Below are 24502 nucleotides of genomic sequence, written 5' to 3' on the forward strand. Positions count from 1 at the left end.
GAGGTCCGGGTCCGATCCCGAAAAGGGGATTCTCTACAAGCTCTTTGCCAGATACGGAGATGGAAATGGCCACGGTACACGACGCTTCTTGAAACGAGGGGCGAAAAGGATTCGAATTGAAGATTCTTCACTACAAGGATCTTCAGGATGTTCGGATTTCTCCTCACCCCTCTGATGACAACGCTAAGCCCACATTTTGATCTGAGCAAGACGCGATTGGAGACCCTGGCCATAATGCTGATTGGTCTGGCAAACGGTCGAACTGTGAACCTTGGTCATCTGGCGAGTCAGTTCCCCGGCAGCGCTCTTCATGCATCGAGTTATCGCCGCCTTCAGCGCTTCTTCCAGCATGTTCGATTGGATGGAGATGTGGTTGCGCGGTTGATTATCTGCCTGCTTGATCTGAAGGGTCCAAAGCTCCTTGCGCTGGACCGGACCAACTGGAAGTTGGGCAAGACCGATATCAACTTTCTGGTTCTGGCGATCGTGACACGCCGCTTCAAGGTGCCTCTGATGTGGTCGCTTCTGGGTAACAGCGGTAATAGCTCAACGCGGCAACGCAAGAAGTTGATCCGACGATATCTTCGAGTGTTCGGGGCATCTTCCATTGAGGCTCTGCTGGCAGACCGGGAGTTCATTGGGGATAAGTGGTTGGATTTTCTCGCTGAAAACAACGTTCCATTCGTCGTCCGCTTACGCGAAAACATGCACATCCACACCGAAGACGGACGCCGGTTCCAGTTGCGTTCGCTGCTGCGCAAACGCCGCAAGGGCCAATGGAAAGGCTGGCTGGGCGGCATGGCGCACACGCCCAAGAACCTATTTCGCTTTCAGGGGAAACGGATCAAAGGTGGCGAGTTGATTTGGGTCGCAACAAACATCGACGCCCCAAAAAACCCACTCAAACTCTATCGCAAAAGGTGGGGCATTGAATGCCTCTTCGCAGATGCCAAAACTCGTGGCTTCAATATCGAAGACACTCACATCACCGACCCGCACAAGCTTGCGACACTCCTTACGATCGTTGCGCTGGCCATGACCTGGGCATACCGATGCGCAAGTCAGGCGATGGGCCGACAGGGGATCCCGAAAAAAGCCCACAAGCGGCGGGCAACGTCATGGTTCAGGGTCGGGTTCGACGCGCTCCGACGTTGGATCTTATATAACCCGGAAAAGGCTCTTCAGGCCTGGCGACGAACCTGCCCAAAGCGGTCGCTTTCAAGCCCCAAAATGGAGCGCGTTTGGCCATGAGTCGTGTACCATGGGAAATGGCTGATAAGCGCAAGCTGTCCTTTGACGAATATGATGAATTGGTGAACCCTCGCCCTGAGGAATGCGATTTTGACCGCGTTGTGGAAAGCGCGTTGTCGCGCCGCGGCTTTATGGGTGGGGTTCTGGCCATGGGCAGCTTTGCCGCGCTGGGAGGCTCGATTTTGCCGACCGGTGTAAAGGCAGCGGCGAACCGTTTTGCGTTCGATGCTATTCCGATCTCGACCGAAGATGATTTGATCGTTCCCGCTGGCTACAAAGCCGACATCGTGGTGCGCTGGGGCGATCCGCTGTTTGCTGATGGCACAGAGTTTGACCACGCAACCCGTGGTACTGCCGCCACCCAGGAAAAGGCGTTCGGTGACAACAATGACGGCATGGATGTCTTCGTTCACGACGGCAAGATGCTGCTGGTTGCGAACAACGAATACACCAACCGCGAAATCCTGTCGGTCAGTGGTGACAACACTCTGACAGATCAGGACGAAATCGCCAAAGGCATGATGGCCCATGGTGTTTCGATCATGGAAATCGCGCAGATCGACGGTAGGTGGCAGATCGTTAAGGACAGCCCCTATAACCGCCGCATCACACCGCAGACAGATATGGCGCTGACGGGTCCGGCTGCTGGCCATGACCTGATGAAAACCGCAGCAGACGCCACCGGTACCACCTCGAAAGGGACATGGAACAACTGCGGCAACGGTATGACGCCGTGGGGTACCTATCTGGCCTGCGAAGAGAACTTTAACGGCTATTTCTCGGCCGAAGATGAAAACCACGAAGTCAGCGATGAGCTGAAGCGCTATGGCGTGTCAGCCGAGGATTGGGGTTATAGCTGGGCCAAGGTCGACGATCGCTTCGACGTTGCGAAAAACCCGAACGAACCGAACCGCGCCGGTTATGTGGTTGAGATCGACCCGACCGATCCGACTTCGACTCCGCGCAAACTGACCGCTCTGGGTCGCTTCAAGCACGAAAACGCCGAGGCCGTTGTGAACAACGATGGTCGCGTTGTGGTCTATATGGGCGATGATGAGCGTGGTGAGTTCATGTACCGCTTTGTGTCCGAAGGTGTTTACGCGCCGGGCGCCGATACCAGCGAACTGCTGGAAAAAGGCACCCTGTCTGTTGCCAAGTTCAACGACGACGGCACGGGTGAGTGGTTGGACCTGACCCCGGAAACCACGGGAATGGCCAGCCAAGCCGAGGTTTGCATCCACGCTCGCCAGGCTGGCTCCAAGGTTGGTGCGACCACCATGGACCGCCCCGAGTGGATCACTGCCAACCCGAACAAGGCCGAGGTCTACTGCGCGCTGACCAACAACAAGAATCGTGGCATCAAACCGAATAAAGGTGGCGACGAAACTCCGGTTGGAGGTCCGAACCCGCGTGAGGCCAACAACTATGGTCAGATCGTGCGCTGGTGGCCGAATGACGAAGATCACGGCGCATCGGGCTTTACCTGGGATCTGTATGTGCTGGCGGGCAACCCGACCGTGCATGACGATGCCAACGCCGGGTCCGAAAACGTGAACAAGGACAACATGTTCAACTCGCCCGACGGCATCAAGTTTGACAGCAACGGCCTGCTGTGGATCCAGACTGATGGCAAATACTCGAACGAGGGCGACTTTGCTGGCCAGGGCAACAACCAGATGTTGGCCGGTGATCCGGTAACTGGTGAAATCCGCCGCTTCCTGGTTGGTCCGAAAGAGTGTGAGATCACCGGTCTGACTTGGTCGCCGGATCGTCGCACCATGTTCGTCGGCGTTCAGCACCCGGGTGAGGATGGCAACAGCCACTGGCCTGAAGGCGGTAACGCAGTTCCGCGTTCGGCGATTATCGCTGTGACTCGCGAAGATGGCGGTCTGGTCGGCTAACACCGATTTTTGACCTGAATTGACCCCGGATGGCCCAAGCTGTCCGGGGTCTTTTGTTTTTATGCAGGGTTTTCATAGAGACATTGAGAATTTTGATATGCGCTTTGGCTGGGGATTTCGCTAAAAGCGCTGTATCCCGTCACGGGCAAAAACGTCGCTGGAAAAGCGTTTGGTGTCGAAATTCGACCGACCCGGCCCCAGATTGAAGTTTAGAACCGGTCCATCGGGTTAGGAGGAATCACAGCAATGCCTGACGTCACCATCGTATACTGGCGCGACATTCCCGCTCAGGTCATCGTCGGCAAAGGCCGTCGTGGCGCAAAGCGGCAGTTGGAAGAACGGTTCGAGCAAGCCATCGACCGCGCCGCAATGAAGGTGAATGCCAAGGACAGTGATGCCTACCTGGCCGAATGGCGCAAGGCCGAACCTTTCGCGGTTGAGGGCGAGCCGTCCGAAATTGCCGAGGCGCAGGCCCTGCGTCTGGAAACTGAGTACGATCAGGACCGCATCAAAGCGCTGATCGCCAATGACGGTTGGGCTTAAGCCCTGATCTATGTGGGAGGCCGCAATGGCTTTGCTGAACTTCAAGAAACGTGATGCGGTCGAAACCGGGCCGGTTAATCCGACCGTCGAAGCCTTTTTGCAGGGCTATTCGATCGAGGTGATGCCCCGCACCGCCGAAAAGGTCGAAGATTTCCGCGCGCTGCTGCCCGAAGGCACCCGTGTCTACATCGCCCATATCGAGGGCACACCCATCGAGGACATGGTCAAGACCGCGAAACGCATCGCGGCCGAGGGTTATCCGGTGATGCCGCACTTCCCGGCGCGGATCATCAAGGACGCGGCGACGCTGGAGAACTGGATCTCGATGTATCAGGGCGAAGCGGGCGTTGAGCAGGCGCTGCTGCTGGCCGGTGGCGTCGCGAACCCGCATGGCGATTTCGACAGCTCGATGCAGTTGCTTGAGACTGGCCTGTTCGACAAGGCGGGCTTCAAACGCTTGCACGTTGCCGGCCACCCCGAGGGGAACAAGGACATTGACCCCGACGGATCGACCAAGAACGTGGACGACGCGCTGCGTTGGAAGCAGAAATTCTCGGAAACGACGGACGCCGAAATGGCCTTGGCAACTCAGTTTGCCTTCGACGCCAAGCCGATCATCGCCTGGGCCGACAGCCTGAAAGAGGCGGGCATCGACCTGCCGATCCACATCGGCATTGCTGGCCCGGCCAAGCTGCAAACCCTGATCAAGTTCGCCATCGCATGCGGCGTTGGCCCTTCGCTGAAGGTTCTGCAAAAGCGCGCTATGGATGTGTCCAAGCTGCTGTTGCCCTATGAGCCGACCGATGTTGTCACCGAACTGGCCAATCACAAAGCGGCCAACCCTGATTTCAACATCACCAACGTCCACTTCTTCCCGCTGGGCGGGATCAAGACCAACGCCAACTGGGCGATCAATAACGGCGGCGCTTCGGCAAAGCCTGTAAACTCCTAAGGAACGGACATGACCCGTACAGTCGTAGAATCAAAAACAAAAACTGCCGTTCTAGGCTTTGACGAACCGTTCTGCGTGATCGGCGAGCGGATCAACCCGACCGGCCGCAAGAAGCTGGCCGCTGAACTGGAAGCGGGCGATTTCTCGACCGTCGAGAAAGACGCGCTGGCACAGGTCGCGGCAGGCGCGACCGTTCTGGATATCAACGCGGGCGTTGTCTACAATTCGAACCCCAACCCGAACGAAACCGAGCCGCCGCTGATGACCAAGATCGTTGAGCTGGTTCAGGGGCTGGTCGATGTGCCGCTGTGCATCGACTCGTCGGTTCCGGGTGCTCTGGAAGCCGGTCTTGCGGCGGCCGAAGGTCGTCCGCTGCTGAACTCGGTCACCGGTGAGGAAGAGCGTCTGGAGATGGTTCTGCCGCTGGTCAAGAAATACAACGTTCCGGTTGTTGCGATCTCGAACGACGACACCGGTATCTCGGAAGACCCGGACGTACGCTTTGCCGTTGCCAAGACCATCGTGGAACGCGCCGCAGACTATGGCATTCCGGCGCATGACATCGTGGTTGACCCGCTGGTTATGCCGATCGGTGCGATGGCAACGGCTGGCCAGCAGGTGTTTGCGCTCGTCCGTCGTCTGCGTGAGGAACTGGGCGTGAACACCACCTGTGGTGCGTCCAACATCTCGTTCGGTCTGCCGAACCGTCACGGCATCAACAACGCCTTCCTGCCGATGGCAATGGGCGCTGGCATGACCTCGGCGATCATGAACCCGGTGGCTTTGCCGGTGACGCAGAAGAAAATAGCCGAGAAAAAAGAGGCCGTTGCCGCCGCTGGCATCATCCTGCCCGAAGGTATGGACGACGAAACCTTTGTTCAGATGTTCGGACTGGGCTCGACCCTGCCACGCGCCGGCAAGGAGATGGAGGCCATCCGCGCTGCCAACCTGCTGACCAACAATGACCCACATGGCGGAGAATGGATTCGCTTTAACAAAGCACCAGAAGCCGCTGGCGCCGAGGGCGAAGGTCGCGGTCGTCGCGGTGGTGGACGCCGCCGCCGCGCCTAATCTGCGGGTTTCAGAAACGATAAGGCCGAGCCCTGTGCCGGCCTTTTTCGTTTTTTGACACTGATCAAGGCTTGGGGCGTGTCTTCGGTTCAGAGTGGCGGGGTCAGATGAACAGGGACCGGCGCGCATATGAAAAGACATCACCCTCCTAAACTCGCAGACGCGGATCTTAGCCAGAAGCTGGGTAAGCAGGCGTATTTCGATAAGCTGGCAAAATTGCAGGCGCAACTTGCTCTGATCCAACAGGCATTCTTGTTCCACGGCACCAAAGGCGTGATTGTGTTCGAGGGCTGGGACGCAGCAGGCAAGGGCGGCACGATCCGACGCATCAGTCAGGCACTGGACCCGCGCAGCTTTAAGGTTTGGCCGATCGGAGCGCCGCGGAACTACTACTTGAACCGGCACTACCTTTTGCGTTTTTGGGAAAGACTACCGCCCGAAGGCGCGATTTCAGCCTTTGATCGCAGCTGGTACGGTCGGGTGCTGGTCGAAAGGATCGAAAACTTCACACCAGAAGACCGCTGGCGCGCGGCCTATCGTGAAATCAATGACTTTGAGCGTATGCTGATTGACGACGGCACCCGCATCGTAAAGCTGTTTTTTCACATCTCGCAGGAAGAGCAGATGGAGCGCTTCACAGAACGCCTGCGTAACCCGATGAAGCGGTGGAAACTGACCTATGAAGATTTCCGCAACCGCGAGCGTTGGGACGAAGCCGAGGTGGCCGTGGATGAGATGCTGGCCCGAACATCGACGGAGATTGCGCCGTGGCATGTGATCCCAGCGAACAACAAGAAGTTTGCGCGAATCAATGCGATACAAGCAATAGTTGATGCTTTTTCGAAAGATATCGACTTGAACCCGCAGCATCTGGACAAACGCACATTGGACGCAGCGTGCGAGGCGTTGGACGTGGATCAATCCCTGATCGACAGTCTGAGGTCCCGGACCGAGTAAGGGCCGAACCTTCGCGAAAGGCGCTTGCGGATCATCTGCGCGCGGTGCTATCCAGTGCTGCGCGGCGGGTATGATGTAATGGTAGCCTGTCAGCTTCCCAAGCTGAACGCGCGGGTTCGATTCCCGCTACCCGCTCCAATCATTCAGATCGACGTGCTTGAAGCAGGTTAATGACGGCCGGTACCGCCGTGCCTTGCGGCGTGTGGTAATCGGCAAATTCCTGGGCAACCGTGTCGATAATGGCGCGAACATCTTCGTCCGTGCCGTTGAAATGAGCGATGACACGGGCAGCTGGGCCGACGCGGGTACACAGTAGCGCCGCATCCTCGACAGCTTTGGGGCCGGTCAGGTTCAATTGAACAGGTGTGACCGAGACATCGGTCAGACCCGCCGCGGTCATCAGGCCAGCAACCCTATCCCTGTCATGAAAGGCGAGCGGGCCGGGCGCGTTGCGATCTACTTTGGGGGGCTGACCCAGTCGTTTGGTGGCAGCGATGTGCGGAACTCTGAACCATGGATTGTCTGACAGGCCGCCCCAGGCCGCGAATGTCAGCGTGCCTCCGGGTTTCAGCGCGCGTCCGATATTGGTCAGGGCGGCTGTTGGGTCCTCAAAGAACATCACGCCAAACCGAGAGATAACCGCGTCAAATGCGCCATCTTCGAAGGGCTCGATCTGCGCATCGGCCTTGTGAAATCGCACATTGCGAGCGTTCAACTGATCCGCTCGATCCTTCGCGCGCGCCAGAAACGGGTCCGAAATATCGACACCCAGTATTTCGCCACTTGCACCTACGCGCTCTGCTGCGGCCAAGGCGCTTGCCCCTGTTCCGCACCCGATGTCCAGAACTTTCATCCCGTCCGATAGGCCGGCACGCTCCAACACCAGCTGCAAAACCGGTTGGAATAGGTGATCAAGCTGATCCTCAAAGGTCAGCCAGCGGGCTCCCATCTCGGATTTGCCCCAGAAATCAGCCTGATCGCCATTGATGTGCAGCATGTCACAGCCTCCTAAATGGAGATACTATGACCTTCTGCGGCGGCGTCGACCAGACTTTTCCTCGTCCCCGCCGGTGTTGAATGAGGGCGAGGGTAGGGTGACCACCTGCGCCAGTTCCGGGAACGGATCAGTTTTGTGCGGGATCGCGTTGGCGGCCACGAAGTGATCCTGAAACTTGGGCTCGATGGCAGTTTCCACCTTGGTGATCTCACGCACAACGCGTTCGATTTCCCGGCGTGAACCGATGTTGCAAAGGGCGATCCGCGCGCCGGTCCCGGCGGCGTTACCCGCGCTGGACACCTTGTCCAATGGGGCATCCGGGATCATGCCCAGCACCATCGCGTGTTTGGTCGAGATATGGGCACCGAAGGCACCAGCCAGTACCACGCGGTCAACGCGGTCGACCTCCATCTCGTCCATCAATAGTCGCGCACCTGCATAAAGCGCCGATTTCGCCAGCTGGATGGCGCGGATGTCGCCTTGGGTCACAGTGATGCGCGGGCCGCCCTCGGCGCTGGCGTCGTGGATCAGATAGGCGTGGGTGCGACCCTCGGGAACGCAGCGCGGGGTGCCGGTCTGCGCCGCCGAGCCGATCAGCCCGCTTTCGTCCAGCAAGCCCGCGATCCGCATCTCGGCCACAGCCTCGATAATACCCGAGCCACAAATGCCGGTAATGCCGGTGGTGGCGACGTCCTGATCAAAGCCTTCTTCGTTCGACCACTTGTCCGAGCCGATGACGCGGAAACGGGGTTCCTTGGTGATCGGGTCGATCTCGATCCGTTCGATGGCTCCGGGCGCCGCCCGCTGGCCGGAACTGATCTGCGCGCCTTCAAACGCCGGGCCGGTGGGTGAGGAACAGGCCAGCACGCGGGTGGTGTTGCCCAGCAGAATCTCGGCATTGGTGCCGACATCGACGATCAGCACGAGGTCTTCGGACTTTCCCGGCTCTTCGGACAGCGCGACCGCGGCGCAGTCCGCACCCACGTGGCCGGCGATACAGGGCAGGATATAGACCTGCGCACGGGGGTTCATCTTGGTCAAATCCATCTCGCGTGCGGGCAGAGACATGCTTTCCGATGTCGCCAGCGCGAATGGAGCCTGACCCAGTTCGACCGGGTCTAGCCCTAGCAGCAAGTGGTGCATGACCGGGTTGCAGACGAACACCGTCTCAACGATCAGGGACGCATCAATCCCGGCCTCATCCGCAATGGAAACGGTCAGATCATTGATCGCCTCACGCACGGCTTTGGTCATTTCCTTATCGCCGCCGGGATTCATCATCGAATAAGACACGCGGCTCATGAGGTCTTCGCCGAACCGAATCTGTGGGTTCATCAGGCCCGAAGATGCTTTGACCTCTCCGGTTTCAAGATCGGTCAGATGGGCTGCGATGGTGGTCGATCCGAGGTCGATGGCCAGACCATAAAGCCCGTGTTCATGCAGGCCGGGCCAGATTTCGACGATCTTCGCGACCTCATCCTTGTGGCCTTTGTGGACAGCGACTGTGACCTCCCATTTGCCCTTGCGCAGCACCGGTTGCAGCTTGGACATCAGCGACAGATCGGCGGTGACGGCCTCGATTTGCCATTGCTCGCGCAGGGCACGTTCCAGCCGCTCCAGATCGCCGGTGGGCGAGTGCATGTCGGGTTCTTCAACAACCACGAAGTACAGCCGCGTTGCCGGGTCCATAGTGATGGCGCGCGCGGCGGCGGCCTTGCGAACGACCTGACGGTGGACCTGAGATTCGGGCGGTACGTCGATCACGATGTCGCCCTGAACCGTCGCCTGACAGCCCAGACGGCGACCGGGTTTCAGCCCGCGCTTGTCGTCGTATCGTTGCTCGACCGCGTTCCATTCGCTCAGCGCGTCTTCGGATACGGTGACGCCGTGCTTGGGAAACTCACCATAGCTGGGCGTGATCTGACATTTCGAGCAAATCCCCCGTCCGCCGCAGACCGAATCCAGATCCACGCCCAATTGCCGGGCGGCGGTCAAAACCGGAGTGCCAACGGGGAAATGCCCGCGTTTGCCCGAGGGGGTGAAGACAACAAGAGGGTCGGTGGTCATGTCTGGCCTGCCTATTTGTATTCGCGCGTATGCCGCGCAAGATATGGGTTTATACGCAAAGGGAAAGGCCATTCAGCGGCACGTTTTGAACGTCTTGCGTCGTTTTATGGCGCGGCATTGGCCCGCAGGGGGCAACAAGTTGGGGGCGGGGGCTTTTCCTTGGGGTAAATCCATGTAATAGGGTCACCGCCAAACGGGCTTTTGCATGAGGTTAGAAGATGCAGATTCGTGAGGCACTCACCTTTGACGACGTACTCTTGGTTCCGGGGGCATCGACGGTGCTGCCTGCGACCGCGGACACGACCACGCGCGTGACCCGCGAGATCAGCATGAACATCCCGCTGCTCAGCTCAGCGATGGACACAGTGACCGAAGCGCGCATGGCCATTGCGATGGCGCAGGCGGGTGGCATCGGGGTGATCCACAAAAACCTTTCGGTCGAGGAGCAAGCCCGCGAAGTGCGTCGGGTCAAGCGGTTCGAATCCGGTATCGTCTATAACCCGGTCACGCTGCGGGCGGATCAGACGCTGGCCGACGCGCAGGCGCTGGTGCAGCGCTATAACTTCACCGGCTTCCCGGTCGTGGATGACGAAGGTCGCGTCGTTGGCATTGTCACCAACCGTGACATGCGCTTTGCCACTTCGGACGATACGCCGATCCACGCGATGATGACGTCGGACAATCTGGCGATGTTGCAGGAACCGGCCGATCTGGAAGAGGCCAAAAGCCTGATGCGCGCGCGCCGGATTGAGAAACTGCTGGTGGTTGATGGACAGGGCAAACTGACCGGCCTGTTGACGCTGAAAGACACCGAACAGGCCGTGCTGAACCCGACCGCCTGTAAGGACCGGCTGGGCCGTCTGCGCGTTGCGGCGGCGACCTCCGTCGGTGATGCCGGGTTTGAACGATCCGAGCAGCTTGTGGATTCGGGTGTCGATATCATCGTCGTCGACACGGCACATGGGCATTCGCAGGGCGTGCTGGACGCGGTGAAGCGGGTGAAGACGCTGTCGAACGAGGTGCAGATCATCGCGGGCAATGTGGCGACGGGTGAGGCGACCACGGCGCTGATCGACGCCGGAGCGGACGCAATCAAGGTGGGAATCGGGCCGGGCTCGATCTGTACTACGCGGATGGTGGCCGGGGTCGGTGTGCCTCAGCTGACGGCGATCATGGATTGCGCCTCGGCAGCCGGAGACGTGCCGGTCATTGCTGATGGGGGCATCAAATTCTCGGGCGATTTTGCCAAGGCAATTGCAGCGGGTGCATCCTGCGCCATGGTTGGTTCGATGATCGCTGGGACAGATGAAAGCCCGGGTGAGGTGATCCTGTATCAGGGCCGCTCGTTCAAATCCTATCGCGGTATGGGCAGCCTTGGCGCGATGGCGCGCGGCTCGGCAGATCGGTATTTCCAGAAGGACGCGGCGAACGACAAGCTGGTGCCTGAAGGTATCGAGGGGCAGGTGCCGTACAAAGGTTCAGCCAGCGCGGTTGTTCATCAGTTGGTCGGTGGTCTGCGGGCCGCGATGGGCTATACCGGGTGTGCTACTGTCGAAGAAATGCGCAAGAACTGCAACTTCGTCAAAATCACCGGCGCGGGCCTGAAGGAAAGCCATGTCCATGACGTGCAGATCACCCGCGAAAGCCCGAACTATCGGATCATGTGATCCAACAGCCTGTTTAGTGGCGGCGCCCTGACAGGGGCGCCGTTTTGCGTTTCACCATAGCTCGTAACCAGAATCGGATTCGGTAATGACACCTGCCGCACGTGTTCAGGCCTCGATAGAAATTCTTGATGCGATTTTGGCAGGCGCACCGGTCGAAAAGGCGCTGACAAACTGGGCGCGTCGTAGCCGGTTTGCTGGCTCTAAGGACCGGGCGGCGGTTCGGGATCACGTGTTTGCAGCATTGCGGTGCAAGCGATCCTTTGCGGCGCTTGGTGGGGCCGAAACCGGGCGTGGCCTGATGATCGGGGCCGTACGCGCGAGCGAGGATGAGCTGGGCCACCTGTTTTCTGGCGAACGCCACGCGCCGTCACCTGTGGCAGAAGACGAAAGCAGTCGGGCCTTCTCTTCGGATGCTGAGCGTTTTGACATTCCGGAATGGTTGTGGCCCCGGTTTCAGGCGTCACTGGGGGATCAGGCTGCAACCGTCGCCGAGGCCTTGCAAAGCCGCGCGCCGGTCCATCTGCGGGTCAATTTGCTTAAATCAGACGTGGAAAATGCCATCGCCGCCTTGGAAGCAGAGGGTATTCGCGCCGTTGCGCATCCAGCGTGCGACACGGCGCTTGAGGTCACTGAGGGCGCTCGCAAAATTTCCAAAAGCCGGGCTTACGCTGACGGTCTGGTTGAACTTCAGGATGCGGCCAGTCAGGCCGTGGTTGCCGCGGTAAGGCTAACACCGGGTATGCGTGTGCTGGACTATTGCGCGGGCGGCGGCGGCAAATCACTGGCTTTGGCGGCTACCGAAGGTGTCGATGTGTTCGCGCATGATGTGAACGCCGCTCGGATGCGAGACTTGCCTAACCGGGCCGAGCGCGCGGGCGCACGTGTCAGTATTCTGTCAACGAACGAGCTGTCCAAACAGGGACCATTCGACATCGTCCTTGCAGACGCCCCTTGTTCCGGCAGCGGGTCTTGGCGCCGCGCCCCGGCAGGCAAATGGGCCTTGACCGAAGCGCGACTGAACGAATTGACTGACATTCAGACCGGTATCCTGTCGTCGATTTCAGGGCTTGTTAGTACAGGCGGCATTTTGGCTTACGCGACCTGTTCGATGTTGGCTGATGAGAACGGCGCCGTGGTGGATGCCTTTCTGAAAGACAACCCGAACTGGTCCGAACGTTTTCGCAAGACGTGGCTGGTTTCCCACGGCACAGACGGTTTCTTTACGTCACACTTGACGCGGTAGCACGTCAGATAATAGCAACCTAAGGTAGAGTGTCTGATTTCTTTAAGCAGGCCTTAACTTTATTTGGGTTGATTGCGACAAACGCCCGCGAATTCGAGTTGTTTATGTCAGACGTAACGGAAGTATTCTCTGATCCGTCCTTTCAAAAATCTCCGGCCGGCCCACGATTGGCCTTCCTGATCTTCGTCGGAACATTGCTGAGCTTGGCGCCTGTCACAGGTGTCCTGCCGCACAGCTGGCACACAGGCCTTGCTGTGGCCGGGATATCGTTGCTGGCCGCTTCATTCCTTGTAGTGCTCAGGGGAAAGATCGCCGATCACGTGGCACGTCAGTCGGTCAAGGCAATGGCTGTCTTTGCCGAGCAAGATTTGTTCCCCAGTGTGATCGCCAATGCTCAGGGCGATATCCTCAGCTCCAATTCGGAAGCTCGGACAAAGTTTCAGGCTTTTCCCGGCGGTCGGTTGGAAACCTGTCTTCGGTCGGTCTTTGCAAATCCTCCGGCGGTCTTGCTGCGCCTGCAATCAAAGGCCGAGATATACGGAAAGGCGCATGAAGACATTGTCACCGTTGCTTCAACCATACCGATTTCGGTTTTTGACGTTGGTCAGGGCAGGTTTTGTTGGCGATTCCATCTGGAAACGCCGGGCCTGTGGGACGAAGTGGCCGTGCCGGTCGTCACAGAAGGACGCAACAACGTATTGCTGCGCGCGAATGCTGCGGCTGAACATTTGTTTGGGCAAAACTCTGATCTTTTGAACCAGCTGGCCAGCAACGACCAAATTGGCTCGGGCGAAGTCGTGCAAGTGCAGACGCCGCAAGGCCCTGTGACGGCCGCTGTTTGTGAGCTTGGCCGATCCGGTACCGTTCGCGATCTGCTTGTCCTGCCTCTGGAAACGGCTGGCCCGGTTGGCAGCCGCGCGTCCTTTGCGGACCTGCCGGTCCCTATCATGTGTCTTTCTCCGGACGGTAGTATTTTAGAGGCGAACCGCTTGGCCGCAAAGCTGATCGGAGAGGTTGAGCCCGGAGAAACCAATGTCGACCAAATTATGGAGGGGCTGGGCTATCCCATTCTGGACTGGTTGGCCCGCACCGCTGCGCAAGAGCCTGCGATGAGGTCGGAATTCCTGCGTTTGACCCGTCAGGACAAAGAGGTGTTCGTGCAGGTCACGCTGAACCGCATGGTCGATAACGGTCAGGTTTGTTTGATCGCGGTTCTCAACGACGCGACGGAACTGAAGACGCTCGAAGCGCAGTTTGTGCAGGGGCAAAAGATGCAGGCCGTCGGCCAGTTGGCTGGTGGTGTCGCGCATGATTTCAACAACCTGCTGACTGCGATATCAGGGCATTGCGATCTGCTGTTGTTGCGGCACGATCAGAACGATCCGAATTATGGAGACCTCGTCCAGATCAACCAGAACGCCAATCGGGCGGCCGCTTTGGTCAGCCAGCTTCTGGCGTTTTCCCGCAAGCAGACCTTGCAGCCCGAGGTTCTGGACCTTCGGGATACAATCTCGGATCTGATTCATCTGTTAAACCGTCTGGTAGGTGAAAAAGTACGCCTGATCCTCAGCCACGATCCGGTTTTGAAACCCGTGCGAGCCGACAAACGGCAGCTTGAGCAAGTGTTGATGAACCTCGTCGTTAATGCGCGTGATGCCATGCCAGATGGCGGCGAGATACGGATTGAAACTGAGGTCGTTGTTCTGAGTAATCCTCTATCCCGCGACCGTGCAACGGTTCAGCCCGGCGAATACGTTACGGTCAAGGTGATCGACAGTGGAGTCGGGATTCCCGCTGACAAGCTGCAAAAGGTCTTTGAACCTTTCTATACGACGAAACGGACGGGCGAGGGGACAGGTTTGGGGTTGTCGACGGTCTACGGCATCGTCAAACAGACCGGTGGATTTATCTTTGTCGACAGTGCCCCGGGGCACGGGACGGAATTCACTGTGTATTTGCCAGTTTCCGCATCCCCGCAACCGGTTCCTATCGAGGCAGCGCCAGCACCGGACGTTCAGTCTGCCCGTCAGGGTGAGGGCGTTGTGTTGCTGGTAGAAGATGAAGCTCCGGTACGAGCCTTTGCAACGCGGGCGCTGCGGCTCAAGGGATATACCGTGCTTGAGGCGGAATCCGCCGAAGAGGCATTACGTTTGCTTGAGGACGGATCGCTGAACGTAGACGCCTTTGTCACCGATGTCGTTATGCCGGGCATGGATGGTCCCACATGGGTACGCAAAGCGATGAAGACGCGCCCGGACGTCCGTGTCATCTTTATGTCGGGCTACACCGAGGGGGCATTCGGAGATTCAGGGCCGGAAATCGCGAATTCAACGTTTCTGCCCAAGCCATTTTCGCTGAACCAACTCACTGAGGCGGTGTTTCAGCAGCTGAACTAAAGTGCGGCGTCGTGACAGGCAAATTCCGCAGCATGTCGCTTGCGAAATTTCTGTTCTGTTTCAGGGGATAGGATCAAGTCGCGAGGGGGCGACACGTTTTCCTGTTTTAACTCGATCTGCATGTTCAGTCGGGTTTGTAGAAAGTCGAGAATCTTGTCCTGATTTTCGTACTTGAACACGTGGCGCGCGCCGCGCCCGTTGCTTCGGGTCCGAAAGAACTGACTTTGGCTGCCCACATCTGCAAACTCTGCTCGGGGGGACTGCATATATGCCTGAACGAACTCGTCAAAGCTCATATCACGTGTGGAATGCGGATGGCCGATGCGGTCGTCTCGGCTTCGGAATTTATACCAACTGCCCAACCAGTCGATCGGTTCGCGTACCACGGCCATGATTTCCATCTCGGTGTCGTACATTTTCCGAAAAATGTTCTGAAAAAACCGGTCATAGCGACGGACGGGGGCATGTTTCAGGTCCGGTGGGTCGGTCACGACGAAATCGGCACGTTCACACAAGGCGGTGTGATAGGCCGTGCTGCCTGTTTTGGGAACTGCCAGAAACGCGAGGCGTTCCTTATAGAAAACAAGCATTTATTTGCCCTTTGCCGTATTTTGTTACGGTCGCAGATTGGCGTAAACGACTCTTTAACACAATTGCTCAAAAGTAAGTTCTGTAAGTTTTAGTTGAAATGTTCTCTTTTTGGTCCCATAAGGAACAAGAGGCGAACAAAGCAGCGATTGCCGCCCGTTCAAGGGTGTGACAAAAGGGAAGGCGACAGGACAATGGCGGATCTTCTGACGATGAGCGACAAGAAAAACGCAGACAAGCAAAAGGCGCTCGACAGCGCGCTGGCACAGATCGAACGTCAGTTCGGCAAGGGCTCGATCATGAAGCTGGGCGAAGATGCCAAGCAGGATATCGACGCAAGCTCGACCGGTTCTCTGGGGTTGGATATTGCGCTGGGGATTGGCGGTTTGCCGATGGGGCGAATTGTTGAGATTTACGGGCCGGAAAGTTCAGGTAAGACGACGCTGACGCTGCACTGCATTGCAGAACAGCAGAAACGCGGCGGTGTTTGTGCATTCGTGGACGCGGAACACGCGCTGGACCCGCAATATGCCCGCAAGCTGGGGGTTGATCTGGATGAGCTGCTGATCTCGCAGCCCGATACCGGCGAGCAGGCGTTGGAAATCACCGATACGCTTGTACGCTCGGGCGCTGTGAACATGGTCGTTGTCGACTCGGTGGCGGCGCTAACGCCGAAATCCGAGCTTGAGGGCGACATGGGTGACAGCAATGTCGGTGTTCAAGCCCGTCTGATGAGCCAGGCGATGCGCAAGCTGACCGGCTCAATCAGCCGCTCAAACTGCATGGTAATCTTTATCAACCAAATCCGGATGAAGATCGGCGTGATGTTCGGCAGCCCTGAAACGACGACCGGTGGTAACGCTCTGAAATTCTATAGCTCGGTCCGTCTGGATATCCGCCGCATTGGTGCGATCAAAGACCGCGACGAAGTGGTCGGGAACCAAACCCGCGTCAAAGTCGTCAAGAACAAGGTGGCACCACCGTTCAAGCAGGTGGAATTCGACATCATGTATGGCGAAGGCATCAGCAAGATGGGCGAGTTGCTGGATCTGGGCGTCAAGGCCGGTGTGGTTGAGAAATCGGGGTCTTGGTTCAGCTATGGCGATGAACGGATCGGGCAGGGGCGTGAGAACGCCAAACAATACCTGCGTGATAACAGCCGCGCCGCGCTTGAGATCGAAGACAAGATCCGTGCCGCGCACGGTCTGGATTTCGACATGCCTCCGGGTGCAGCCGAGGATGACGATATCCTCGAAGCCTGACGGTCTCTGACGGGAACAACAGAAATCCCCCCGCATCCGGTTGGTGCCGAGAATATCTGGAGCAGGGCGGTCCGCTGGGCCGCCTTGTTTCGTTCAGATTGCCGTTCCTTCGAAACTTTCCCTTATACTTGGTCACAACTCTCATCAGGCATACTCGGCTATCCTTTGGGATATCTGCCTATCCTTGTGGACTATCCCCGGGGACAAGGATAAACCGTTTTCAACACATTATGACTGCGCGCTGAGAGAGCCTTATGCCCACGCTGAACGATATCCGATCGACCTTTCTGAACTACTTTGCCAAACAAGGGCATGAAGTTGTGCCGTCCAGCCCACTGGTGCCGCGCAATGACCCGACCCTGATGTTCGTGAACTCAGGCATGGTTCAGTTCAAGAACCTGTTCACCGGCGTTGAAACCCGGGACTATCAGCGCGCAACAACGGCGCAAAAATGTGTCCGCGCAGGGGGCAAGCACAACGATCTGGACAATGTGGGGTACACGGCGCGTCACCACACATTCTTTGAGATGTTGGGGAACTTCTCATTCGGCAATTACTTCAAACCCGAGGCGATTCCCTTTGCGTGGGAGTTGATCACCAAGGAATTCGGCATCGACAAGAACCGTTTGCTGACAACGGTTTATCATACAGATGACGAGGCGTTCGAGATCTGGAAAAAGGTCGGCGTGCCCGAAGACCGGATCATCCGCATCGCGACCAGCGACAATTTCTGGCAAATGGGGCCCACCGGGCCTTGTGGCCCTTGCACCGAGATTTTCTATGACCACGGCGACCACATCTGGGGCGGCCCTCCGGGTTCGGCTGAGGAAGATGGCGATCGCTTCATCGAAATCTGGAACATCGTTTTCATGCAGAACGAGCAGTTTGAAGACGGCTCAATGGTGGAACTCGACATGCAGTCGATCGACACCGGCATGGGGCTGGAGCGGATTGGCGCGTTGTTGCAGGGTAGCCACGACAACTATGACACCGATCTGTTCAAAACGCTGATCGAAGCGTCGGCGGATGCGACTGGCGTTGATCCTTATGGCGACCAGAATGTACATCACCGGGTTATCGCGGATCACCTGCGGTCAACCTCGTTCCTGATCGCGGATGGCGTGATGCCTTCGAATGACGGTCGCGGCTATGTGCTGCGCCGGATCATGCGCCGTGCGATGCGGCACGCGCATCTTCTGGGCGCAAAGGATCCCGTCATGCACCGTCTGGTGCCGTCGCTGGTGCAGTTGATGGGCGCGCAATATTCCGAACTGGGTCAGGCGCAGGCTCTGATCGAAGAGACTCTGCTGTTGGAGGAAACCCGGTTCAAGCAAACATTGGACCGTGGCCTGAAGCTGCTGGACGACGAAGTGTCGGGCCTGGCCGAGGGCGCGGCACTGCCTGGCGACGCGGCGTTCAAGCTGTATGACACCTATGGGTTCCCGCTGGACCTGACGCAGGATGCGTTGCGCGAAAAAGGCCTGACGGTGGACACGGACGGTTTCGACGCCGCGATGGTAGAACAAAAAGCCAAGGCGCGCGCGGCTTGGGCCGGTTCGGGCGAAGCGGCGGATCAGGCCGTTTGGTTCGATGTTCTGGACACCGCCGGGGCGACCGACTTCCTGGGCTATGACACCGAAAAGGCCGAAGGGCAGGTGGCTGCTCTGGTCGTTGACGGTGCCTTGGTCGACAAGATTGACCAAGGCGGTTCGGGCTGGGTCATCGTGAACCAGACCCCGTTTTATGGTGAGGCCGGTGGCCAGGTTGGTGATACCGGCGAAATTCGCCGTCTTGAAAACCTGCAAGATGTGGCCAAGGTCGAAGACACGCGCAAGTTTGCCGAAGGCAAGGTCTATGCGCATCGAGTGACAGTAAGCCAAGGGGCGTTGTCCAAAGGCGACGGGGTCGAGCTTGAGGTCGATCATGCGCGGCGGACGGCGATCCGGGCCAATCACTCGGCAACGCACCTGCTGCACGAGGCCTTGCGCGAAACGCTGGGCGATCACGTGGCACAGCGGGGATCGCTGAACGCGGCAGATCGGTTGCGTTTCGATTTCAGCCACTCAAAGGCGTTGAGCCCCGAGGAAATTCAGAAGGTCGAGCGTGAGGTGAATGAGTTCATCCGCCAGAACTCGACCGTTGAGACCCGGATCATGACGCCCGACGATGCGCGGGAACTAGGCGCGCAGGCGCTGTTCGGTGAGAAGTACGGTGACGAAGTGCGCGTAGTCTCGATGGGCAAAGCGGCCACGGGCAAAGGGCATGACGGCGACACATGGTCGATCGAACTGTGCGGCGGTACTCATGTGCGCCAAACCGGCGATATCGGCACCTTTGTCGTGTTGGGCGACAGCGCCAGCAGCGCGGGCGTGCGCCGGATTGAGGCGCTGACCGGGAACGAGGCCTTCCGCCACTTGTCCGCGCAGGATCAGCGTTTGGGTCAAATCGCCTCGGAACTGAAAGCACAGCCGGACGACGTGGTTGCGCGGGTGAAGTCTCTGCTGGACGAACGCAAGGCATTGCAGAACGAGGTGGCGCAACTGCGTCGCGATCTGGCCATGGCGGGTGGCTCGGGGCAGGGCGGCACCGAAGCGCGTGACGTGAATGGCGTCTCTTTCCTGGCGCAGGCTTTGACCGGTGTGTCCGGCAAGGACCTGCCCGCGCTGATCGACGAACACAAAAGCCGTTTGGGTTCAGGCGCTGTGTTGCTGATCGCGGATACGGGCGGCAAGGCGGCCGTGGCCGCTGGCGTTACGCCGGACCTGACAGAAAAAGTCTCGGCCGTTGATCTGGTTCGGGCCGCGGTGGCCGAGCTGGGCGGCAAGGGCGGTGGCGGACGACCCGACATGGCGCAGGGTGGCGGCAAGGATGCGGCCAACGCAGATGAGGCCATCAGGGCGGCTGAAAAACTATTGGGAGGATAAGAGATGGCAGCACTCTGGATTGCACATGTGACGGTCACAGACGCCGAGGCTTATGGCAAGTATGCAGAGCTGGCCGGACCGGCAATCGCGGCGCATGGCGGGACGTTTATCGCCCGCGCAGCCCGGTTCGTTCAGTTGGAAGGTAAAGAGCGTCCGCGCAATGTTGTCGCGCGCTTTCCTTCCGTTGAAGCCGCCGTCGAGTGTTACAATTCCGCTCAGTACCAAGCGGCGCTGGATCATGCGCGTGGCGCAAGTGAGCGTGAATTGGTGGTCGTTGAGATCACCGAATAGAGCGTCGGTGCGCGTCGCGAACTCCACTTCCAGCCGAATGAGCGGAAATTAGCCAATGAAAAAGCCGGGCTGTCGCAGATGACGTCCGGCTTTTGCGTTTGTTGTTGGGCAATTATATTTTTCAGGTACTTAAAACGTATTCCTTAAGTGAAATATGAAGTCTTCACCCTCAGATTGTGGCAGGCAGCTCATAATTCTAGCGTGAAATGGTCATATTGCGGCTCAAATTTCCGCCTCTTTTCCCTTGCAGCTTTAGCCCTGATTGCGCAAGCGGCCCCGTCTACGGATAGTTAAGCTACTCGAAGTACGGTCCGGATTGCGCGTGGAAACTGGACTGGGGAAAAGGCATGGATGCGTTGAGCAATAACCTCAAAGCTGGCGTAATACGGTTGACTTCTGCTGCGGCAACGGCGTCTGCCGTTTTCGTTTTGGCGTTGAGTGGTTCGTTTTTCGGGTCCGCTGCCCACGCCAGCGAGGGGCGATTCATTCCAAGTGTTGCGGTTTCGCCGCCGCCGTCGGGCGCGCGCCAACTGTGCCGTCAATATTCGTGGGCATGTTCGACCAAGGCTTCGGTCGCGATGTCGACTCAGCAAGAGATGCTGATCATTCAGCGCATCAACCGTCGGGTAAATGCCTCGACACGGTCGGTGACGGATCAGTCGCAATACCGAACGGCTGAAAGATGGGCCTTGCCCACATCCCGCGGCGGGGATTGCGAAGACTTTGCGCTGTTGAAGAAAAGAGATCTGATCCGCGCAGGTGTCGACCCCAGCAAATTGTTGATTGCAACTGTTCTGGATACGCGGCGCAATTCCCACGCGGTACTTGTATACCGATCTGCGGCAGGTGACTTGGTGTTGGACAACCTAACCAACAAGATCAAACCGTGGTCTTCAACGCGTTACCTGTTCCTGCGTATGCAGAATCCGCAAAAACCTAGTGGTTGGGTGGGCGTTTACGGTCGGAGTTAACGGCCAGTATTAGAGCACGTCTAACCAGGCGCTATGTTATCTAAACGAGAAAGGGCGACGCATGGGTCGCCCTTTTTGTTGTTTAACAGCCTATTCAGTTTCCCCCAAATTACGGCTGGGGATTCGCAGGTGGCTGTGATTTGAGGCGGCAAGCTTAGTTGAAAGTGCCTCCTTGGCCGGGGCCGTTGGAATTGCCACCTCCGACACCACCATTGCTGCCACCATTACCGGCTCCGCCGCCGCCACCGCCGCCGCCTTGGCCGTTATTGCTGCCACCATTACCGGTGCCAGGGCCAGCGCCGCCGTTGTTGCCGCCGCCGTTACCGGGGTTACCCCCATTACCATTGCCGTTTCCGGGACCACCGGTGTTGCCACCGCCGTTATTGCCGCCGTTTCCAGTGCCACCGCCGCCAGTGCCACCGCCGCCGGTTCCGCCGCCGCCAGTGCCACCACCGCCGGTTCCGCCGCCGCCGGTTCCGCCACCGCCAGTGCCACCACCGCCGGTTCCGCCGCCGCCAGTGCCACCACCGCCGGTTCCGCCGCCGCCGGTTCCGCCACCGCCGGTTCCGCCACCGCCGCCGGTTCCGCCGCCGCCAGTGCCACCACCGCCGGTTCCGCCGCCGCCGGTTCCGCCGCCGCCGGTTCCGCCACCGCCGGTTCCGCCACCGCCAGTGCCACCACCGCCGGTTCCGCCGCCGCCGGTTCCGCCACCGCCAGTGCCACCACCGCCGGTTCCGCCACCGCCGGTTCCGCCACCGCCAGTGCCACCACCGCCGGTTCCGCCGCCGCCAGTGCCACCACCGCCGGTTCCACCACCGCCAGTGCCACCGCCGCCGGTTCCGCCACCGCCAGTGCCACCACCGCCGCCGAATCCGCCGTCACCATCGTCGTCGCCATTATTCCCTGATGAAGACGTGTTGGTTGTCGCGGTTGGTAAGTCAGTCAAGACGGCTGCAAAGGCCGGGCAGCTGTCCAATGTTCGGGCCAGAATATCCTCAAAATCAGCGCGGCGCTGGATGTAGCGCAACATGCGCTTGTCGACGACCGTACAACCGCACAAGGTGTCGGTTGAAACGGATTGCCGGGCTGTATTGATATTACATTTTTCCGCCTGGGCCGCAGTGGCTGAAATCAACGGAAATGTTGCTGATACAAAAACTAAAGACAATAAACGGGACCTTACGCGCATCGCGCCTACCTCCGAAACTCGTTACACACTGCTCTTCGCACTCATATGTCGGTGCGACACGTTTTAGGTACAACTTTCGTGCCACACTTCAACCACAATTACACCGATTTCGCGTCACATTTTCAAGGGCTGTTAAAGTTAAATTAATTTTAGACAAAGGCCGAAAACCAATAAAATAACCATAAAACAAAGAGAAAGCCCGCCGAATTGGCGGGCTTCTTCAATTTTTCGGCATCCGCAATGGAAGCAAATTTGTCACAATCGTGGCATTGTCGCCAAACTGTGAACTATGTCACTGCATTGATCAGGCAGATTTTGCCATACGTTTGCGTTCGTGCGGGTCAAGAAAGCGTTTGCGCAGGCGCACCGCGTTGGGTGTGACCTCGACCAGTTCGTCATCGTCGATATAGGCAATCGCCTCTTCCAACGAGAACTGAACATGCGGCGTCAGCCGGACTGCATCGTCCGAGCCGCTGGCGCGGACGTTGGTCAGTTTCTTGCCCTTCAGCGGGTTCACTTCCAGATCGTTGTCGCGGGAATGCTCGCCGATCACCATGCCTTGATACACGTCCGTTTGAGGGGCCACGAACATCCGGCCGCGCTCTTCAAGGTTCCACAGGGCGTAGGCCACCGCCTGACCGTTTTCCATCGAGATCAGAACCCCGGCGCGACGACCCGGGATCGGGCCTTTATGCGCGGCCCAGCCGTGGAACACGCGGTTCAGAACGCCGGTGCCGCGGGTGTCGGTCAGGAACTCGCCGTGATAGCCGATCAATCCGCGCGACGGGACGTGAGCGATGATACGGGTCTTGCCGACGCCAGCGGGGCGCATTTCAGCCAGTTCGCCTTTGCGTGCGCCTGTGATTTTCTCAATCACCGCGCCCGAGTATTCGTCATCCACGTCGATGGTGACTTCTTCGATGGGCTCCATGCGCTGACCGTTCTCGTCACGGAACAGAACCTGCGGGCGCGAGATGCTGAGCTCAAACCCTTCGCGACGCATGTTTTCGATCAGAACACCCATCTGAAGCTCACCACGGCCTGCAACCTCGAACGCCTCGCCGCCCGGTGTGTCGGTGATGCGTATGGCGACATTCGATTCCGCCTCTTTCATCAGACGGTCACGGATAACACGAGACTGAACCTTTTTGCCGTCACGACCGGCCAGGGGCGAGTCGTTGATACCGAAGGTTACGGTGATGGTCGGCGGGTCGATGGGCTGGGCGGGCAGGGCCTCTTCGACTTGCGGTGCGACCAGCGAGTCAGCGACAGTGGCTTTGCTCATACCTGCAATTGTGACGATGTCGCCGGCTTCGGCCACGTCGATGGGTTGTTGCGCCAGGCCACGGAAGGCGAGGATTTTTGTGGCGCGGAAGTTCTCGATCACCGCGCCGTCGCGGCTGAGCGCTTTGAGGCTATCGCCCGCCTTCAGCGTGCCGCTTTCAACGCGACCGGTCAGGATGCGGCCGATGAACGGGTCGCTGCCCAACGTGGTGGCCAGCATGCGGAACGGCTCTTCCTTGCGCTCGGCCTGTTTCGGCGCGGGAACGTGATCGACGATCAGGTCGAACAGAGCGGTCAGGTCTTTACGGGGGCCGTCCAGCTCCATGTCGGCCCAGCCAGACCGGCCCGACGCGTACATAGACGGGAAGTCCAGCTGATCGTCGTCGGCGCCGAGGTTAGCGAACAGGTCAAAGCATTCATCCAGCGCACGATCGGGCTCGGCATCAGGTTTATCGACCTTGTTCAGCACAACGATCGGACGCAGGCCCAGCGCCAGCGCCTTCGAGGTAACGAACTTGGTCTGCGGCATCGGACCTTCGGCGGCGTCGACCAGCAGAACAACTCCGTCAACCATGCTGAGAATGCGCTCAACTTCGCCGCCGAAATCGGCGTGGCCGGGTGTGTCGACGATGTTGATGCGGGTGTCTTTCCATTCAACGCTGGTCGCTTTGGCGAGGATGGTGATCCCGCGCTCGCGTTCCAGATCGTTGCTGTCCATGGCACGCTCAGCCACGGCCTGATTTTCCCGGAATGCACCGGATTGTTTGAGCAGCTCATCCACCAGGGTCGTTTTGCCGTGGTCCACGTGAGCGATGATTGCGATATTGCGCAGGTCCATGAGAGGTCAGCCTTTGAACGGGAAGTTGCCGCGCGCATAGCGTGGTTTTCGCAAATAGGCCAGCCCTAACCGCCGGTCCGTCTGCGAAGACCATGGGAAATGGGTTAACA

18 protein-coding genes and 1 tRNA gene are annotated in these 24502 nt (G+C 58.6%); 14 read left to right on the plus strand and 5 right to left on the minus strand.

The features are described 5' to 3' along the window. Positions 1-147: 147 nt before the first annotated feature. The 7 genes from ACOQOY_RS19930 to ACOQOY_RS19960 all read left to right on the plus strand — a co-directional run bounded on the left by ACOQOY_RS19930 (position 148) and on the right by ACOQOY_RS19960 (position 6813). Positions 148-1251: an IS4 family transposase gene (locus ACOQOY_RS19930; RefSeq protein WP_420583443.1), complete on the plus strand. Its 1104-nt coding sequence runs from the start codon at positions 148-150 to the stop codon at positions 1249-1251. Next, positions 1248-3152: a PhoX family protein gene (locus ACOQOY_RS19935; RefSeq protein ID WP_420587063.1), complete on the plus strand. Its 1905-nt coding sequence runs from the start codon at positions 1248-1250 to the stop codon at positions 3150-3152. The genes ACOQOY_RS19930 and ACOQOY_RS19935 overlap by 4 nt, the downstream gene beginning before the upstream one ends. A 246-nt stretch (positions 3153-3398) precedes the next feature. After that, positions 3399-3695, plus strand: a complete 297-nt coding sequence (locus ACOQOY_RS19940) for a virulence factor (protein ID WP_420587064.1) — start codon at positions 3399-3401, stop codon at positions 3693-3695. A gap of 25 nt (positions 3696-3720) precedes the next feature. Further along, entirely contained in the window at positions 3721-4647 is a 927-nt protein-coding gene (locus ACOQOY_RS19945) for a methylenetetrahydrofolate reductase (protein ID WP_420587065.1), read from the plus strand. A 9-nt stretch (positions 4648-4656) separates the two neighbouring features. Then, a complete protein-coding gene (locus ACOQOY_RS19950; protein ID WP_420587066.1) occupies positions 4657-5718 on the plus strand; it encodes a methyltetrahydrofolate cobalamin methyltransferase in 1062 nt (353 codons plus the stop codon). A 129-nt stretch (positions 5719-5847) separates the two neighbouring features. Next, entirely contained in the window at positions 5848-6675 is an 828-nt protein-coding gene (locus ACOQOY_RS19955) for a polyphosphate kinase 2 family protein (protein ID WP_420587067.1), read from the plus strand. 64 nt (positions 6676-6739) lie between these two features. Next, positions 6740-6813, plus strand: a tRNA-Gly gene (locus ACOQOY_RS19960). Between the two features lies 1 nt (position 6814). On the opposite strand, the gene ACOQOY_RS19965 is transcribed toward ACOQOY_RS19960, so the two are convergent. Both ACOQOY_RS19965 and ACOQOY_RS19970 read right to left on the minus strand, forming a co-directional pair. Beyond that, positions 6815-7672: a class I SAM-dependent methyltransferase gene (locus ACOQOY_RS19965; RefSeq protein WP_420587068.1), complete on the minus strand. Its 858-nt coding sequence runs from the start codon at positions 7670-7672 to the stop codon at positions 6815-6817. Positions 7673-7696: 24 nt separating this feature from the next. Further along, positions 7697-9739: an ASKHA domain-containing protein gene (locus ACOQOY_RS19970; protein ID WP_420587069.1), complete on the minus strand. Its 2043-nt coding sequence runs from the start codon at positions 9737-9739 to the stop codon at positions 7697-7699. A gap of 218 nt (positions 9740-9957) precedes the next feature. Between ACOQOY_RS19970 and guaB the strand changes: the two genes are divergently transcribed. From guaB to ACOQOY_RS19985, 3 genes are all read left to right on the plus strand, one after another. Beyond that, positions 9958-11406: an IMP dehydrogenase gene (gene guaB, locus ACOQOY_RS19975; protein ID WP_420587070.1), complete on the plus strand. Its 1449-nt coding sequence runs from the start codon at positions 9958-9960 to the stop codon at positions 11404-11406. A gap of 85 nt (positions 11407-11491) precedes the next feature. Continuing rightward, positions 11492-12649, plus strand: coding sequence for an RsmB/NOP family class I SAM-dependent RNA methyltransferase (locus tag ACOQOY_RS19980; RefSeq protein ID WP_420587071.1), 1158 nt, complete (start codon positions 11492-11494; stop codon positions 12647-12649). Positions 12650-12753: 104 nt separating this feature from the next. Then, a complete protein-coding gene (locus ACOQOY_RS19985; RefSeq protein ID WP_420587072.1) occupies positions 12754-15045 on the plus strand; it encodes an ATP-binding protein in 2292 nt (763 codons plus the stop codon). On the opposite strand, the gene ACOQOY_RS19990 is transcribed toward ACOQOY_RS19985, so the two are convergent. After that, positions 15042-15635 (minus strand): sulfotransferase family 2 domain-containing protein, encoded by a 594-nt coding sequence (locus ACOQOY_RS19990; protein ID WP_420587073.1) that lies wholly within the window; start codon positions 15633-15635, stop codon positions 15042-15044. The two genes, ACOQOY_RS19985 and ACOQOY_RS19990, sit on opposite strands and share 4 nt — an antisense overlap. A gap of 192 nt (positions 15636-15827) precedes the next feature. On the opposite strand from ACOQOY_RS19990, the gene recA reads away from it, so the two are divergent. From recA to ACOQOY_RS20010, 4 genes are all read left to right on the plus strand, one after another. After that, a complete protein-coding gene (gene recA / locus ACOQOY_RS19995) occupies positions 15828-16895 on the plus strand; it encodes a recombinase RecA (RefSeq protein ID WP_420587074.1) in 1068 nt (355 codons plus the stop codon). Between the two features lie 254 nt (positions 16896-17149). After that, positions 17150-19819, plus strand: a complete 2670-nt coding sequence (alaS, locus tag ACOQOY_RS20000; RefSeq protein ID WP_420587075.1) for an alanine--tRNA ligase — start codon at positions 17150-17152, stop codon at positions 19817-19819. A 3-nt stretch (positions 19820-19822) separates the two neighbouring features. Next, on the plus strand, positions 19823-20110 hold the full coding sequence (locus tag ACOQOY_RS20005) for a DUF1330 domain-containing protein (protein ID WP_420587076.1): 288 nt from the start codon (positions 19823-19825) through the stop codon (positions 20108-20110). 347 nt (positions 20111-20457) lie between these two features. Continuing rightward, the gene (locus ACOQOY_RS20010; protein ID WP_420587077.1) at positions 20458-21081 is read left to right on the plus strand and encodes a transglutaminase-like cysteine peptidase; all 624 of its coding nucleotides are present in this window, start codon (positions 20458-20460) and stop codon (positions 21079-21081) included. A gap of 154 nt (positions 21082-21235) precedes the next feature. On the opposite strand, the gene ACOQOY_RS20015 is transcribed toward ACOQOY_RS20010, so the two are convergent. Together ACOQOY_RS20015 and typA are read right to left on the minus strand one after the other, a co-directional pair. Further along, positions 21236-22111, minus strand: a complete 876-nt coding sequence (locus ACOQOY_RS20015) for a hypothetical protein (RefSeq protein ID WP_420587078.1) — start codon at positions 22109-22111, stop codon at positions 21236-21238. 463 nt (positions 22112-22574) lie between these two features. Further along, the gene (gene typA / locus ACOQOY_RS20020) at positions 22575-24392 is read right to left on the minus strand and encodes a translational GTPase TypA (RefSeq protein WP_420587079.1); all 1818 of its coding nucleotides are present in this window, start codon (positions 24390-24392) and stop codon (positions 22575-22577) included. Positions 24393-24502 lie beyond the last annotated feature (110 nt).

Origin of the sequence: Ruegeria sp. (assembly GCF_965221235.1) — a bacterium.
Taxonomy (GTDB): Bacteria; Pseudomonadota; Alphaproteobacteria; order Rhodobacterales; family Rhodobacteraceae; genus Ruegeria.